Annotated in this window: 14 protein-coding genes and 1 tRNA gene; 10 read left to right on the forward strand and 5 right to left on the reverse strand. The window is 65.2% G+C overall.

Annotation, left to right across the window (positions count from 1 at the left end):
* Window positions 1–131: 131 nt before the first annotated feature.
* The 6 genes from lolA to ACN9MV_RS07455 all read left to right on the forward strand — a co-directional run bounded on the left by lolA (window position 132) and on the right by ACN9MV_RS07455 (window position 6,058).
* A complete protein-coding gene (lolA, locus tag ACN9MV_RS07430; protein WP_093048981.1) occupies window positions 132–764 on the forward strand; it encodes an outer membrane lipoprotein chaperone LolA in 633 nt (210 codons plus the stop codon).
* Between the two features lie 9 nt (window positions 765–773).
* Window positions 774–2,066: a replication-associated recombination protein A gene (locus ACN9MV_RS07435; RefSeq protein WP_097199891.1), complete on the forward strand. Its 1,293-nt coding sequence runs from the start codon at window positions 774–776 to the stop codon at window positions 2,064–2,066.
* Between the two features lie 265 nt (window positions 2,067–2,331).
* The gene (locus ACN9MV_RS07440) at window positions 2,332–3,261 is read left to right on the forward strand and encodes a branched-chain amino acid ABC transporter permease (protein ID WP_093048988.1); all 930 of its coding nucleotides are present in this window, start codon (window positions 2,332–2,334) and stop codon (window positions 3,259–3,261) included.
* Between the two features lie 10 nt (window positions 3,262–3,271).
* Window positions 3,272–4,480 carry a branched-chain amino acid ABC transporter permease gene (locus tag ACN9MV_RS07445; RefSeq protein ID WP_093048991.1) on the forward strand — a complete coding sequence of 403 codons (1,209 nt, stop codon included), beginning with the start codon at window positions 3,272–3,274 and terminating at the stop codon, window positions 4,478–4,480.
* 20 nt (window positions 4,481–4,500) lie between these two features.
* Complete coding sequence (locus ACN9MV_RS07450) at window positions 4,501–5,274, forward strand: ABC transporter ATP-binding protein (RefSeq protein WP_093048994.1); 774 nt, start codon at window positions 4,501–4,503, stop codon at window positions 5,272–5,274.
* A gap of 16 nt (window positions 5,275–5,290) precedes the next feature.
* Window positions 5,291–6,058 (forward strand): ABC transporter ATP-binding protein, encoded by a 768-nt coding sequence (locus ACN9MV_RS07455; RefSeq protein WP_093050343.1) that lies wholly within the window; start codon window positions 5,291–5,293, stop codon window positions 6,056–6,058.
* A 105-nt stretch (window positions 6,059–6,163) separates the two neighbouring features.
* On the opposite strand, the gene ACN9MV_RS07460 is transcribed toward ACN9MV_RS07455, so the two are convergent.
* Both ACN9MV_RS07460 and ACN9MV_RS07465 read right to left on the reverse strand, forming a co-directional pair.
* The gene (locus tag ACN9MV_RS07460) at window positions 6,164–7,141 is read right to left on the reverse strand and encodes a Bug family tripartite tricarboxylate transporter substrate binding protein (protein ID WP_426391728.1); all 978 of its coding nucleotides are present in this window, start codon (window positions 7,139–7,141) and stop codon (window positions 6,164–6,166) included.
* 31 nt (window positions 7,142–7,172) lie between these two features.
* Window positions 7,173–8,237: a CDP-6-deoxy-delta-3,4-glucoseen reductase gene (locus ACN9MV_RS07465; RefSeq protein ID WP_093049000.1), complete on the reverse strand. Its 1,065-nt coding sequence runs from the start codon at window positions 8,235–8,237 to the stop codon at window positions 7,173–7,175.
* A 79-nt stretch (window positions 8,238–8,316) separates the two neighbouring features.
* Between ACN9MV_RS07465 and ACN9MV_RS07470 the strand changes: the two genes are divergently transcribed.
* Window positions 8,317–9,258 (forward strand): NAD-dependent epimerase/dehydratase family protein, encoded by a 942-nt coding sequence (locus tag ACN9MV_RS07470; protein WP_426391730.1) that lies wholly within the window; start codon window positions 8,317–8,319, stop codon window positions 9,256–9,258.
* Between the two features lie 124 nt (window positions 9,259–9,382).
* Here the strand turns inward: ACN9MV_RS07470 and ACN9MV_RS07475 are convergent.
* Window positions 9,383–9,467, reverse strand: a tRNA-Leu gene (locus ACN9MV_RS07475).
* Window positions 9,468–9,509: 42 nt separating this feature from the next.
* On the opposite strand from ACN9MV_RS07475, the gene cysM reads away from it, so the two are divergent.
* The 3 genes from cysM to ACN9MV_RS07490 all read left to right on the forward strand — a co-directional run bounded on the left by cysM (window position 9,510) and on the right by ACN9MV_RS07490 (window position 11,270).
* Window positions 9,510–10,412 carry a cysteine synthase CysM gene (gene cysM, locus ACN9MV_RS07480; RefSeq protein WP_093049007.1) on the forward strand — a complete coding sequence of 301 codons (903 nt, stop codon included), beginning with the start codon at window positions 9,510–9,512 and terminating at the stop codon, window positions 10,410–10,412.
* A 65-nt stretch (window positions 10,413–10,477) separates the two neighbouring features.
* The gene (locus tag ACN9MV_RS07485; RefSeq protein ID WP_426391731.1) at window positions 10,478–11,053 is read left to right on the forward strand and encodes an NUDIX domain-containing protein; all 576 of its coding nucleotides are present in this window, start codon (window positions 10,478–10,480) and stop codon (window positions 11,051–11,053) included.
* Window positions 11,043–11,270, forward strand: coding sequence for a sulfurtransferase TusA family protein (locus ACN9MV_RS07490; protein WP_056509850.1), 228 nt, complete (start codon window positions 11,043–11,045; stop codon window positions 11,268–11,270). The genes ACN9MV_RS07485 and ACN9MV_RS07490 overlap by 11 nt, the downstream gene beginning before the upstream one ends.
* Before the next feature lie 80 nt (window positions 11,271–11,350).
* Here the strand turns inward: ACN9MV_RS07490 and galU are convergent, their stop codons facing one another.
* Window positions 11,351–12,241 (reverse strand): UTP--glucose-1-phosphate uridylyltransferase GalU, encoded by an 891-nt coding sequence (gene galU, locus ACN9MV_RS07495; RefSeq protein WP_093075739.1) that lies wholly within the window; start codon window positions 12,239–12,241, stop codon window positions 11,351–11,353.
* A gap of 96 nt (window positions 12,242–12,337) precedes the next feature.
* Entirely contained in the window at window positions 12,338–15,217 is a 2,880-nt protein-coding gene (locus ACN9MV_RS07500) for a valine--tRNA ligase (protein ID WP_426391733.1), read from the reverse strand.
* Window positions 15,218–15,322 lie beyond the last annotated feature (105 nt).

Raw genomic sequence — 15,322 nt, forward strand, 5'->3', positions numbered from 1 at the left:
GGTTACGTGCTGAAAGGCAATTTGCAAAAACGCCTTGCGGCATTGCAAATCTTCATCAAGGCCTACACCTGCCGCAATTCGCGGCGGGTAGGGTCGAAGCCCAGTGCCACAGCTATTCAGAGGAATCCAAATTGAAATTGCGTCATTGGCTATTGATCGCCCTCCTGAGTTCCGCCAACGCCTGGGCCGGCGGGCTCGAAAGCCTTGAAACCTTCGTGAAGACGGTCAAATCCGGCCGCGCCGATTTCACCCAGACCGTGACTGCTCCGGCGCGCGAAGGGCAACCGGGCCGCACCAAGACATCGACCGGCACCTTCGAATTCCAGCGCCCCGGCAAATTCAAGTTCGACTACCAGAAGCCCTTTGCGCAGAACATCGTGGCCGACGGCAAGACGCTGTGGCTCTACGACGCCGACCTGAACCAGGTCACGCAGCGCGCGCAGGCGCAGGCGCTGGGCTCCACGCCCGCGGCGCTGATTGCCGCCGCACCCGATCTGCGAGCCTTGCAGGCCGATTTCACGCTCGAAGCCGCGCCGGAGCGCGACGGCCTGCAGTGGGTCAAGGCAACGCCGAAGAACAAGGACGGCCAACTGCAGAGCGTGCAGGTCGGCTTCCAGGGTGATGCGCTGGCGGCGCTTGAAATCCTCGACAGCTTCGGCCAGCGCTCGGTGCTCAAGTTCAGCAAGGTCGAGGTGAACCCCTCGTTGCCGGCCAGCGTGTTCGACTTCAAGCCGCCGGCCGGCGCGGACGTCGTCAAGCAATAAGCCACAGGCTTGGCCAACACTGCTCATCAACCCCTTGCCGAGCGCCTGCGTCCCAAGACGCTGGGCGAGGTGATCGGCCAGCAGCACCTGCTCGGCCCGGGCATGCCGCTGCGCATTGCCTTCGAGTCGGGCCAGCCGCATTCCTGCATCCTCTGGGGGCCGCCAGGCACCGGCAAGACCACCATTGCGCGGCTCATGGCCGATGCCTTCGACGCACAGTTCCTGAGCATCAGCGCGGTGCTGGGTGGCGTGAAGGACATCCGCGAAGCCGTCGACCGTGCCACCTCCGCGCGCGACGGGCTGGAGCAGCGGCGCACCATCATCTTCGTGGACGAGGTGCACCGCTTCAACAAGAGCCAGCAGGATGCCTTCCTGCCGCACGTGGAGTCGGGCCTCTTCACCTTCATCGGAGCGACCACCGAGAACCCTTCGTTCGAAGTCAATTCGGCCTTGCTCTCGCGTGCAGCCGTCTACGTGCTGCAGTCGCTGGGCGAAGACGACCTCAAGCAGATCGTGGCGCGCGCGCAGGCGATCCAGGCCGTGCCCGCCATCGACGTCGCGGCGGTCGACCGCCTCGTGGCCTATGCCGACGGCGATGCGCGCCGGCTCCTCAACACGCTCGAAACGCTCGCCGTCGCGGCCCGTGCCGAAAAGCTCGACCACATCACCGACGAGTGGCTGCTGCGCGTGCTCGGCGAGCGCATGCGGCGCTACGACAAGGGCGGCGAACAGTTCTACGACACCATCAGCGCGCTGCACAAATCCGTGCGCGGCAGCGACCCCGATGCCGCGCTCTACTGGTTCGTGCGCATGCTCGACGGCGGTGCCGATCCGCGCTACATGGCGCGCCGATTGGTTCGCATGGCCAGCGAAGACATCGGCCTGGCCGATCCGCGCGCGCTGCGCCTGGCGCTCGATGCGGCCGAGGTGTACGAACGCCTGGGTACCCCCGAGGGCGAACTGGCGCTGGCCGAATGCGTGGTCTACCTCGCGATCGCGCCCAAGTCGAATGCCGTCTACAAGGCCTACAACGCGGTGCGTGCCCTTGTGAAGACGGACAGCACACGCCCGGTGCCCATGCACCTGCGCAATGCACCCACCAAGCTCATGAAGGAGCTCGACTACGGCAAGGGTTATCGCTATGCGCACGACGAGGAGGGTGGTTTCGCCGCCGGCGAGCGCTACCTTCCCGACGGGCTGGAAGGCCAGGTTTTCTACGAACCTGTAGAGCGTGGACTCGAGATCCGCATCGCGGAAAAGCTGCGCGAACTGCGCCGCCGGAACGCCGAAGGCAACGGCTGACAAGATCGTCGATACCCGCATCGATACCGTCTTGCAGCATGCGCGCAAAGCGTGCATGACCCCACGCGCATACAGCATGACGTGAGCGGGTAAACCCCGGTCCAAGCGCACCAAATCAGCGCTGGTGCGTGCTTACAATCCCGCCCACAAATCCGCCAGCGACACATGTTGGCTGGTTTTTTGCTTGTCAGCTCAGGGGCGCCAAACCGGTGCCCTGGTGGGTGAATGGCACCCCGCAACGGTGCAACACATAGGGAATCGCGATATGGACATTTTGCTGCAGCAGATCATCAACGGTCTGGTTCTCGGCAGCATGTATGCCTTGATAGCCTTGGGCTACACCATGGTGTACGGCATCATCAATCTGATCAACTTTGCGCACGGAGAAGTGCTGATGGTCGGGGCTCTCACGAGCTGGACCATCATCGGGCTCATGAAGGACGGCATGCCCAACACACCGGGCTGGCTGATCCTCCTCATCGCGTTGATCATTGCCTGCGTTGTCGCGGCAACCCTCAACTTCGTGATCGAGAAAGTGGCCTACCGGCCGCTGCGCAACAGCCCCAAGCTCGCGCCGCTGATCACCGCCATCGGCATGTCGATCCTGCTGCAGACGCTGGCAATGATCATCTGGAAGCCGACCAACAAGGCGTATCCCAACCTGCTGTCGACCGATCCCATCCACGTGGGCGGTGCGGTGATCTCGCCCACGCAGGTGATGATCCTCAGCGTCACGGCGTTCTCGCTCGTGGTGCTCATGTGGCTGGTCAACTACACCAAGCTCGGCCGCGCAATGCGCGCCACCGCCGAGAACCCGCGCGTCGCCGCGCTCATGGGCATCCGCCCCGACATGGTCATCTCGGCCACCTTCATCATCGGCGCCGTGCTCGCGGCCATCGCCGGCGTGATGTATGCGTCCAACTACGGCATCGCGCAGCATGCGATGGGCTTCCTGCCCGGCCTCAAGGCCTTCACGGCTGCCGTGTTCGGCGGCATCGGCAACCTGGCCGGCGCGGTGGTCGGCGGCATCCTGCTCGGTCTCATCGAGGCCATCGGCTCGGGCTACATCGGCACCATCACGGGCGGTGTGCTGGGCAGCAACTACAGCGACATCTTCGCGTTCATCGTGCTGATCGTCATGCTCACGCTGCGTCCGTCCGGCCTGCTCGGCGAACGCGTGGCGGACCGTGCGTAAGGAGCGAGACATGAAGAACAGCAAGAACCTCGCCCTCTACGTCATCGGCATCATCGCGGTGCTCGCGCTGCCCCTGCTGCTGCAGATGCAGGGCAACGCCTGGGTGCGCATCGCCGACATCGCACTGCTCTACGTGCTGCTGGCCCTGGGCCTGAACATCGTGGTCGGCTACGCCGGCCTGCTCGACCTGGGCTACGTCGCCTTCTTCGCGGTGGGGGCCTACCTCTTCGCGCTCATGGGCTCGTCGCACCTGACCGAGACCTTCCCGTGGTTCGCGCAGATGTTCCCGAACGGCATGCACACCTCGCTGCTGATCGTGATACCGCTGGCGCTGGTGGTGGCCGCCGTGCTCGGCGTGCTGCTCGGCGCGCCCACGCTCAAGCTGCGCGGTGACTACCTCGCCATCGTCACGCTGGGCTTCGGCGAAATCATCCGCGTGTTCCTGAACAACCTCGACCAACCGGTCAACATCACCAACGGTCCGAAGGGCATCACGGCCATCGACTCCATCAAGTTCTGGGGCCTGGACCTCGGCAAGGCATGGAAGTTCGACGGCTTCTCGATCTCTTCGGTCTCGCTGTACTACTACCTGTTCCTTGCGCTGGTGATCGCCACCGTGATCATCTCGCACCGCCTGCAGGTCTCGCGCATCGGCCGCGCCTGGATGGCCATCCGCGAAGATGAAATCGCCGCCAAGGCGATGGGCATCAACACCCGCAACATGAAGCTGCTGGCATTCGGCATGGGCGCGAGCTTCGGCGGCGTGTCGGGCGCGATGTTCGCGGCCTTCCAGGGCTTCGTGTCGCCCGAGTCCTTCAGCCTGATGGAGTCGGTGATGATCGTGGCCATGGTCGTGCTCGGCGGCATTGGCCATCTGCCCGGCGTCATTCTCGGTGCCGTGCTGCTTGCAGCGCTGCCCGAAGTGCTGCGCTACGTTGCCGGCCCGCTGCAGTCGCTGACCGGTGGCCGCCTCGACGCGTCCATCCTGCGCCAGCTCTTCATTGCACTCGCCATGATCATCATCATGCTGGTGCGTCCGCGCGGCCTCTGGCCCTCTCCGGAGCACGGCAAGACGCTGACGAAGAAGGGCGGCGTGCCCGTCGACCCGGCCCATGCGGCCGTGGCCCCCGGATCGCTGCAAACGCACGCGCCGGGCATCGATACGCCTGCCGACGAAGTGCCGGGTGCGGCTTCGCGTCCCATGTCGATCAATCCCTGAACGCCGAAGGAAAAATCAACATGACGACAGACACCATCCTCGACGTTCGTGGAATTTCCAAGCGCTTCGGTGGGCTGCAAGCCCTGTCCGACGTGGGCATCACCATCAAGCGCGGCCAGGTCTATGGCCTGATCGGCCCCAACGGTGCTGGCAAGACCACCTTCTTCAACGTGATCACCGGGCTGTACACGCCCGACAGCGGCACCTTCGAACTCGCAGGCAAGCCCTACCAGCCGACGGCCGTGCATGAAGTGGCCAAGGCCGGCATTGCACGCACCTTCCAGAACATCCGCCTCTTCGCCGAAATGACGGCGCTCGAGAACGTGATGGTCGGGCGCCACATCCGCACGCAGTCGGGCATCTTCGGCGCCATGCTGCGCACGGGCAGCTTCAAGGCTGAAGAGAAGGCCATTGCGAAGCGCGCACAGGAACTGCTCGACTACGTGGGCATCGGCAAGTTCGCCGACTACAAGGCGCGCACGCTGTCGTACGGCGACCAGCGCCGCCTCGAAATTGCACGTGCACTGGCCACCGACCCGCAGCTCATCGCGCTCGACGAACCCGCCGCCGGCATGAACTCCACCGAGAAGGTGCTGCTGCGCGAACTGATCGACCGCATCCGCAAGGACGACCGCACCATCCTGATCATCGAACACGACGTCAAGCTCATCATGGGCCTGTGCGACCGCGTCACCGTGCTGGACTACGGCAAGCAGATTGCCGAAGGTACGCCCGCCGACGTGCAGAAGAATGAAAAAGTGATTGAGGCCTACCTCGGCACGGGAGGCCACTGAAATGAGCACCGCAACCATGACAAGCGCTGAAGAAGCAACCCGGGCCAATGCCGCACAAGCCAAGGCCACCGGCAAGACGCTGCTGAAGGTCTCCGGCCTGAAGGTCGGCTACGGCGGCATCCAGGCCGTCAAGGGCGTGGACTTCGAGGTGCGCGAAGGCGAACTGGTGTCGCTGATCGGCTCCAACGGCGCCGGCAAGACCACCACCATGAAGGCCATCACCGGCACGCTGCCGGCCGGGGCCGGCAACATCGAGTTCCTGGGCCGCAGCATCAAGGGCCGCGGCGCCTGGGACCTGGTGGAAGAGGGCCTCGTGATGGTGCCCGAAGGCCGTGGCGTGTTCACGCGCATGACCATCACCGAGAACCTGCAGATCGGCGCCTACATCCGCAAGGACAAGGCCGCCATCGCGAGCGACATGGAGCGCGTGTTCGTCACTTTCCCGCGCCTGCGCGAGCGCAAGGACCAGCTGGCCGGCACCATGTCGGGCGGCGAACAGCAGATGCTGGCCATGGGCCGCGCGCTGATGGCGCGCCCCAAGGTGCTGCTGCTGGACGAACCCACCATGGGCCTGTCGCCGATCATGTGCGACAAGATCTTCGAGGTGGTGCAGACCGTGGCCTCGCAGGGCGTCACGATCCTGCTGGTGGAGCAGAACGCCAACCGCGCACTGCAGCTGGCCGACCGTGGCTACGTGATGGAGTCCGGCCTCATCACGATGAACGGTGACGCCAAGGAACTGCTGAGCGACCCGCGCGTGCGGGCCGCTTACTTGGGCGAATAGTCCCGGTCTCTTCAAGAAATACCGCGGAGCCGGCTTTGCCGGGCCGCCGGTATTGCCCCTGCAAGGGGAAGGGCGAAGCGACACGAAGTGCGCGCAGCCCGGGGGTTAGTCCACTTTCGCGCCGGTGGCCTTGACCACCGCTTCGTACTTGGAGAGTTCGCTCTTCATGAACGCGCCGAACTGCTCCGGCGAGCCGGCCACCGGCTCCGCCAGCAGTCCGGCGAAGCGCGTCTTCGTTTCCGGTGCGTTCAGGGCCGCTACGAACGCCTGATTGAGCTTCACGACCACGTCGTGCGGCGTACCCGCTGGCGCGACCAGGCCCCACCAAGTGTCGATCGAGAAGCCCTTGAGCGTGTCGGCGATGGGGGGCACATCGGGCAGCGAGGCGCTGCGCTGCAGCGTCGTCACTGCAATCGCCTTCAGCTTGCCCGAGCGGATGTTCGGCGCGGCGGTGGCGAGGTTGTCGAAGTTGAAATCGACCTGCCCCGAGATCAGCGCCAGTTGCGCCGGGCTGCCGCCGTTGTACGGAATGTGCAGCGCGAAGATGCCTGCTTCCTTCTTGAACAGCTCGCCCGCGAGGTGCCCCGCGCTGCCGTTGCCGCCGCTGCCGTAGTTGAGCTTGGCCGGGTTGGCCTTGGTATAGCGGATCAGGTCGGCCACGCTGTTGATGTTCAGGCGCTTGGCCGTGTCGGCGTTCATCACCAGCACGTTGGGCACACGGACCATCTGCGTGATTGGTGCGAAGTCGGTTGCGGCGTTGAACGGAATCTTGTTGTAGAGCCACGGATTCACCGCGTTGGTGGCGGTGGCCGCGATGCCGATCGTCAGGCCGTCGGCGGGCGCCTTTGCCACGATATCGGCGCCGATGTTGCCGCCCGCCCCGGGCTTGTTGTCGATGATGACCGGGCCCAGCGTGTCCTTGACGCGTTCGGCCAGGATGCGAGCCGTGTTGTCGATCGGGCCGCCTGCGGCGTAGGGAACGACGAGGCGGATGGGGCGCTGTTGCTGCGCCATGGCGTGGCCGGCACCCAGCAGGGCGGTGGTGCTTGCGATCAGGGTGAGGAGGAAGTGTCTCGTTTTCATTTTTTCTTGGGATTCTCTTTTTGGTTTTGTCTCAGGGAAGGGCTTTATCAGCCTCTGTGGTGAACGCGTCGGCAAAAAATTCTTCTTCGGGCAGGCCCGCCAGCGCCACGTAGTCGCGCTTGGCCGAGTCGACCACGATGGGTGCGCCGCAGGCATAGACCTGGTGGCCCGACAGGTCGGCGAAGTCTTCGAGCACGGCCTGGTGAACGAAGCCGGTGCGGCCGGTCCAGTTGTCTTCGGGCGTGGCGTTGGAGATGACGGGCACGTAGCGCAGGTTCGGCATCTGCGTCATCTGCTCGCGCACCCATGCGTCCATGTACAGGTCTTCCGGCCGGCGGCCGCCCCAGTAGAGCGTGGCGGGCCGGTCGATGGCCTTGAACTGCATGTGCTCCAGCAGCGCCTTGATCGGCGCGAAGCCCGTGCCCGAGGCCAGCAGGATCATCGGCTTGGCGGAGTCCTCGCGCAGGAAGAAGCTGCCGAAGGGGCCTTCGATGCGCAGGATTTCCTTTTCCTTCATCGTGCCGAACACATGGTCGGTGAACTTGCCGCCGGGCAGGTGCCGCAGATGCAGTTCGATGCCCGTGCCCGGTTCGCCCAGCGTGTGCGGTGCATTGGCCATCGAGTAGCTGCGGCGCGCGCCGTCGCGCAGGATGAATTCCACATACTGGCCAGCGTAGAACTGCAGCGGCTCGCCGGCCGGCAGCTGCAGGCGCACCATCATCACGTCGTGCGACTGGCGCGTGAGGGCCAGCACCCGCACCGGCATCTTGCGGATCGGCAGCGCTCCGGCCTCCGTGACCTGGCGCGATTCGAGCACCACGTCGCTCCTGGCGTGCGCGCAGCAGGTCAGCACGTAGCCGGCGAGCTGTTCCTCGGCGCTCAGGGCCTTGCTCTGGTGCGGGCCGAGGGTGACCTCGCCCGAGAGCTTCTTGCACTTGCACGAGCCGCAGGCGCCGTCCTTGCAGCCATAGGGAAGGCCGATGCCCTGGCGAATGCCGGCCGCCAGGATGGTTTCGTCGCCGTGGACCACGAAATGGCGTCCGCTGGGTTCGACGTGGATGGAAAAGCCCGCTTCATGCGGCGCTGTAGCAGTCATCGGTATTCTTCGAGGGTGAACTCTGCCCGGGCCGTGCGTAAGACCCGGTGAGCAACTGAATTGGGACAGGAACAGGATTTTGCCTTCAATCAATAGCCCCTCCGGCGCTCTGCCAGCGCGTTTCCGGCGCGAACGCCTGCTGATCGTCGGGTGCGGCGACGTCGGCCAGCGCGTGGCGCGCGACCTGCGCGGCCGCATGCAACTGGTGGCGCTTACTTCGTCGGCCGACCGCGTGGGCGCCCTGCGCACGGCCGGCATCCGCCCGCTGGTGGGCAATCTGGACGACGCAGCCACCCTGCGCCGCCTGGCGGGTATCGCAACGCGGGTGCTGCACCTGGCACCGCCCGCCCGTGACGGTGGCGCCGCCTGGTGGCGCGACCAGCGCACTACTGCACTGGCGCGGGCACTGCGGCTGCGGTCGGTGCCTTCCGCCTTCGTCTACGGCTCGACCAGCGGCGTATACGGCGACTGCGGCGGCGCCCGCGTGAACGAAACCCGCATCGTGCGCCCCGACACCCCACGCTCCCACCGCCGCGTGGACGCCGAACGAGCCGTGCGCTGGCTGGGCCGCAGCGCGGGCGTGCGCGCCAGCATCCTGCGCATTCCGGGCATCTACGCCCCCGACCGCGAAAACGGCACCCCGCGCGGCCGCCTGCAGCGCGGCACGCCCGTGCTGAGGCACGAAGACGACGTCTACACCAGCCACATCCACGCAGACGACCTTGCGCGCGCCTGTATCGCCGCGTTGTTCCGCGGCAAGCCGCAGCGCATCGTGCATGCCTCGGACGACACCGAACTGCGCATGGGCGACTACGTAGACCTGGCCGCCGATATGTACGGCATGCCCCGCCCGCCGCGAGTGGCCCGTGGCGAGGCCGAGCGGCAACTGCCGCTGCAACTGCTGAGTTTCATGGGGGAATCGCGCCGGCTGGACAACACACGTCTCAAGCGCGAACTGCGGGTGCGGCTTTCGCACCCGACGGTGCATACAGGCCTGCGCGAACAGAACGAGCCGACATAGGGGAGAGCAGGGCCCATTCCAGGGACACCGTGGAACCGGCTTCGCCGGGCCACCGGTGTCGCCCCCGGTAGGGGGAAGGCGAAGCGACACGAAGTGCGCGTAGCCTTGGGGGCGAGCCAAAGTGTGGTGCCCGGGGCCGGAATCGAACCGGCACACCTTTCGGTGGGGGATTTTGAGTCCCCTGCGTCTACCAATTTCACCACCCGGGCAGGGTTCTGAACGAAGCCCAAAATTATGGCACAGTGGCTGCCATGAATTATCCGACGATCGAAGACGCCATTGGCAAGACCCCCCTGGTCGCCCTGCAACGCATCAACGCCGCAGAAAACGCCAAGCGCGGCAACGTGATTCTCGGCAAGCTCGAAGGCAACAATCCGGCTGGTTCGGTCAAAGACCGGCCGGCCCTCTCGATGATCCGGCGCGCCGAGGAGCGCGGCGAGATCAAGCCCGGCGACACCCTCATCGAAGCCACCTCCGGCAACACCGGCATCGCCTTGGCCATGGCCGCGGCCATCAAGGGCTATCGCATGGTGCTCATCATGCCGGAGGACCTGTCGGTGGAGCGCGCCCAGACCATGAAGGCCTTCGGCGCCGAGCTGGTGCTCACGCCCAAGAGCGGCGGCATGGAATACGCGCGCGACCTCGCCGAGCAGATGGTCGCGCAGGGCAAGGGACGCGTGCTCGACCAGTTCGCCAACCCCGACAACCCGCGCATCCATTACGAGACCACCGGCCCCGAGATCTGGGCCGACACCAAGGGCAAGGTCACGCACTTCGTGAGTGCCATGGGCACCACCGGCACCATCACCGGCGTCTCGCGCTTCCTGAAAGAGAAGAACCCGGCAGTGCGCATCATCGGCGCGCAGCCGGCCGAGGGCTCGCGCATTCCGGGCATCCGCAAATGGCCTGCGGAGTACATGCCGAAGATCTTCGACCCGAGCCGGGTCGACGAAGAAATCAGCGTGAGCCAGGACGACGCAGAAGAAATGTGCCGGCGCCTCGCGCGCGAAGAGGGCATCTTCGGCGGCATCTCGGCTGCAGGTGCGTTGTGGGCCGCGCTCGAAGTGGCGAAGACGGTCGAGAACGCCACCATCGTGTTCGTTGTCTGCGACCGGGGCGACCGCTACCTTTCGACGGGCGTCTTTCCCGCATAAGCAACGACTGGCAGCAGCGCCCGCTCAAGGCGCTCAGGCAGCCACAAAAAAGAAAAGAGACCCCCATGCCCCATCCCAAGTTTTGCCAGGTCTGCGCTACGCCGCTCGAGTGGATCGCGTTGATGGAAGACGGCGGCCCCAAGGAGCGCCTGCGTTGCCCCAACTGTGGCCACACCCACTGGAACAACCCGACCCCCGTGCTCGCGGCCATCGTCGAGTACCGCGGCCAGGTGCTGCTGGCGCGCAATGCGGCATGGCCGGGCAAGATGTTCGCGCTGATCACCGGCTTCATGGAAGCCGGGGAGACGCCCGAAGAGGGCGTTGCGCGCGAGGTGAAAGAAGAAACCAACCTCGACGTCAGCGCCACCAAGCTCGTCGGTGCGTACGACTTCCAGCGCATGAACCAGATCATCATCGCGTACCACGTGGTGGCCGATGGCGACGTGAAGCTCTCGCCCGAACTGGTCGACTACCGCCTCTACGACCTGCCCGATCTCCGGTGCTGGCCCGCCGGCACCGGCTATGCGCTGGCCGACTGGCTGCGCACGCGCGGGCACGAGCCCGTGTTCTTCACCGCCGCGGAAAACGAAGAGCGCCGCCGCGGCCTGAGCCTGCCGCCGGAGCCGGGCAATGCAAGTTGACCGCGAGCTCGACACGCGCGGGCTGAACTGCCCATTGCCCATTCTCAAGGCGAAGAAATCGCTCAACGAAATGGCGAGCGGGCAACTGCTGAAGGTGGTGTCGACCGATCCGGGGTCGATCCGCGACTTTCAGGCCTTTGCGCGCCAGACGGGCAACGAGCTGATGGAGCAGGAAACCGTCGGCAGCGACTTCATCCACGTGCTCAAGCGCCGCTGACGAAGCAAAAGAAACAAAAGAAAAGGGCCGCAGCAGCGGCCCTTTGTTCGTGATGGCACCTCGAAGCAGAGACGAGGCGATTACAGCTTCAGGCTCTTGAGGTATTCGCGGAATTCCGCGCCCACTTCGGGGTGCGCCAGCGCCAGTTCCACCGACGCCTGCAGAAAGCCTTCCTTGCTGCCGCAGTCGTAGCGGATGCCCTTGTACGAATAGGCGTAGACCGATTCCTTCTTCATCAGCGCCGCGATGCCGTCGGTCAGCTGGATCTCGCCGCCAGCGCCCTTTGGCTGGTTGCGAATTTCGTCGAACACGCCCGGCGTCAGGATGTAGCGGCCCGCCACGCCCAGGCGCGAAGGCGCGTCTTCGGGCTTAGGCTTCTCGACCATGCGGTTGACCTTTATCAGGCCTTCTTCGACCGCGTCGCCGGCCACGATGCCGTAGCGCTTGACGTGCGCGAGCGGCACTTCCTGCACTGCCAGCAGCGAGCCGCCGAGGCGGGCGAAAGCTGCGGTCATTTGCGCCAGCACGGGCTCGCCGCCATCGGGGCCGACCATCAGGTCGTCTGCCAGCAGCACGGCGAAGGGTTCGTTGCCCACCAGGTGTTCGGCGCACAGCACCGCATGGCCCAGGCCCAGCATGCGCGGCTGGCGCACGTAGGAGCAGGTCATGTCGTCGGGCATGACCGAGCGCGCGATGTTGAGCAGGGCGGTCTTGCCGCTGGCCTCGAGCTGGCTTTCGAGCTCGTAGGCGGTGTCGTAGTGATCCTCGATGGCGCGCTTGTTGCGGCCGGTCACGAAGATCATGTCGCGGATGCCCGCGGCGTACGCCTCTTCGACGGCGTACTGGATCAGCGGCTTGTCGACCACCGGCAGCATTTCCTTCGGCTGCGCCTTGGTGGCTGGCAAGAAGCGAGTACCAAAGCCTGCAACGGGGAATACGGCCTTGCGGATGCGGGTCGAGGAAGTGGACATGGGCAGCTCAGCGTCTTTCTTGAAGAGGGGAGTTAGGAGGCGCAGCGGCGCGCAGCCGCTCCTGGAATCCTAAACGCCCTCAAAGCCCTGCGTCTGTCAGCCGAGGCGCACAAGCTGGTCGCGCAAACGCTCCAGAGTGGCCGTGAAGTCAGTCAGACGTTTACGTTCTTGCTCGATCACGGCCGGCGGAGCCTTTGCGACGAAGGCTTCGTTGCCGAGCTTGCCGTGCACCTTGGCGATCTCGCCTTCGATGCGCGCGATTTCCTTGCCGATGCGAACTTTCTCCGCAGCCTTGTCGATCTCCATGTGCAGGCACAGGCGTGCTGCACCCACCACCGCCACCGGCGCCGCTTCGGCCGCGGCCGACCACGAGGCCTCGTCGTCGAAGACCTTCACTTCCTTCAGCTTGGCGAGTGCCTGCAGCACCGGCGCCGATTCGCGCAGGAAGGCCGCGCCCTCGGCGTCGTCGGCCACTGCGTAGAGCGGCAGGCGCGTGGCTGGCGAAACATTCATCTCGCCGCGCAGCGTGCGGCATGCATCGACCAGCGCCTTCAGCCGCGCCACATGCGCCTCGGCCGCTTCATCGATCTTCTCCGGCTGGCTCTTCGGATAGGCCGCGATCATGATCGACTCGCCCTCACGTCCTGCAACCTTCGACACCTTCTGCCACAGCTCTTCCGTGATGAACGGAATCACCGGGTGCGCCAGGCGCAGCAGCGTTTCGAGCGTGCGGATCAGCGTGCGGCGCGTGGCGCGCTTCTGCGAATCGTCGCCGGTCTGGATCTGCACCTTGGCGATTTCCAGGTACCAGTCGCAGAACTCGTCCCAGGCGAACTGGTAGATCGCATTGGCCACGTTGTCGAGGCGGTATTCCTCGAAGCCCTTGGCCACTTCGGCCTCCACGCGCTGCAGTTGCGACACGATCCAGTAGTCGGCGCGGCTGAACTTCAGGTAGCCATGCGCCGGTCCGCCGACCTTGCACTCTTCCTTCGTGTGCTCCAGCAGGCCGCAGTCCTGGCCTTCGCAATTCATCAGCACGAAGCGCGTGGCGTTCCACAGCTTGTTGCAGAAGTTGCGATATCCCTCGCAACGCTTCGAATCGAAGTTGATGCTGCGGCCCAGCGAAGCCAGCGAAGCGAAGGTAAAGCGCAGCGCATCGGCGCCAAAGGCCGGAATGCCGTCCGGAAACTCCTTCTGCGTGTTCTTGCGCACCGCAGGCGCCGTCTCGGGCTTGCGCAGGCCTTGCGTGCGCTTGTCCAGCAGCTCGGGCAGCTCGATGCCGTCGATCAAATCGACCGGGTCCAGCACGTTGCCTTCGGACTTGCTCATCTTCTTGCCCTGCGCGTCGCGCACCAGGCCGTGGATGTACACGTGCTTGAAGGGCACCTTGCCGATGAAGTGCTTGGTCATCATGATCATCCGGGCGACCCAGAAGAAGATGATGTCGTAGCCCGTCACCAGCACGGTCGAGGGCAGGTACAGGTCGAGGTCCTGCGTCTTCGCGGGCCAGCCGAGCGAAGAGAAGGGCACCAGCGCCGACGAGTACCAGGTGTCGAGCACGTCCTCGTCGCGCACGAGCTTCTTGCCCGGCGCCTTGGCCTGTGCATCGGCCTCGTTCTCGGCCACGTACACATTGCCTTCCTCGTCGTACCAGGCCGGGATCTGGTGGCCCCACCACAGCTGGCGCGAGATGGTCCAGTCCTGGATGTTCTCCATCCAGTGGTTGTAGGTGTTGACCCAGTTCTCGGGCACGAAGCGCACTTCGCCCGACTTCACCACGTCGATGGCCTTCTGCGCGATCGACTGGCCGTCGACGCCGGGGCGCGTCATGGCCACGTACCACTGGTCGGTGAGCATCGGCTCGACGATGGCGCCCGAGCGCGCGCAGCGCGGCACCATCAGCTTGTGCTTCTTCACCTCGACGAGCAGGCCCAGCGCGTCGAGGTCGGCCACGATGGCCTTGCGCGCCACGAAGCGGTCGAGGCCTCGGTACTTCTCGGGTGCGTTGTCGTTGATGGTCGCGTCCAGCGTCAGCACACCGATCATCTCGAGCTTGTGGCGCTGGCCGACTGCGTAGTCGTTGTAGTCGTGGGCGGGCGTGACCTTCACCACGCCGGTGCCGAACTCCTTGTCGACGTAGTCGTCGGCAATGATTGGGATGAGTTTGTCCACCAGCGGCAGCTTCACGTGCTGGCCGATCAGGTGCTTGTAGCGCTCGTCTTCCGGGTGGACCATCACGGCCGTGTCGCCCAGCATGGTTTCGGGCCGGGTGGTGGCCACGGTCAGCGTGCCGCTGCCGTCTTCCAGCGGGTAGGCGATGTGCCAGAGCGAGCCGTCTTCTTCTTCGCTCTCGACTTCGAGATCGCTCACCGAGGTCTTGAGCACCGGGTCCCAGTTGCCCAGGCGCTTGCCGCGGTAGATGAGGCCCTCTTCGTACAGCTTCACGAAGGTCTGCGTCACGACCGCCGAGAGGTCGTCGTCCATCGTGAAGTATTCGCGGCTCCAGTCCACCGTGTCGCCCATGCGGCGCATCTGCTCGGTGATGGTGTTGCCCGACTTTTCTTTCCACTCCCACACGCGCGCCACGAAGTTCTTGCGGCCCAGGTCATGGCGGCTGACCTTCTGCTCCTGCAGCTGGCGTTCCACCACGATCTGCGTTGCGATGCCGGCGTGGTCGGTGCCCGGCACCCACAGCGTGTTGTCGCCCTTCATGCGGTGATACCGCGTGAGGCTGTCCATGATCGTCTGGTTGAACGCATGGCCCATGTGCAACGTGCCCGTCACGTTGGGCGGCGGCAGCTGGATCGCGAACGACTCTGCGCCTTCCTTGGGTTGCTGCGTGCCGCGGAAGCCGGCCTTGGCATAGCCGCGCTTCTCCCATTCCGGGCCCCAGTGCGCCTCGATGGCGGCGGGTTCGAACGATTTCGACAGGCTGTCGAGGCCGGGCTGGGCGGAAGGGGTGATGGGTTCGCTCATGGGAAATGCAGAACGGCCCTTCAGGGAGCCGTTGGGGGACAGGGTGGGATAGCCCGCGATTTTACCGGGGCGGCCTGGCGTCACGGCAGCCACTGATAATTCCGG

The sequence above is a fragment of the Variovorax sp. R-27 genome (assembly GCF_049913215.1).
Lineage (GTDB): Bacteria > Pseudomonadota > Gammaproteobacteria > Burkholderiales > Burkholderiaceae_C > Variovorax.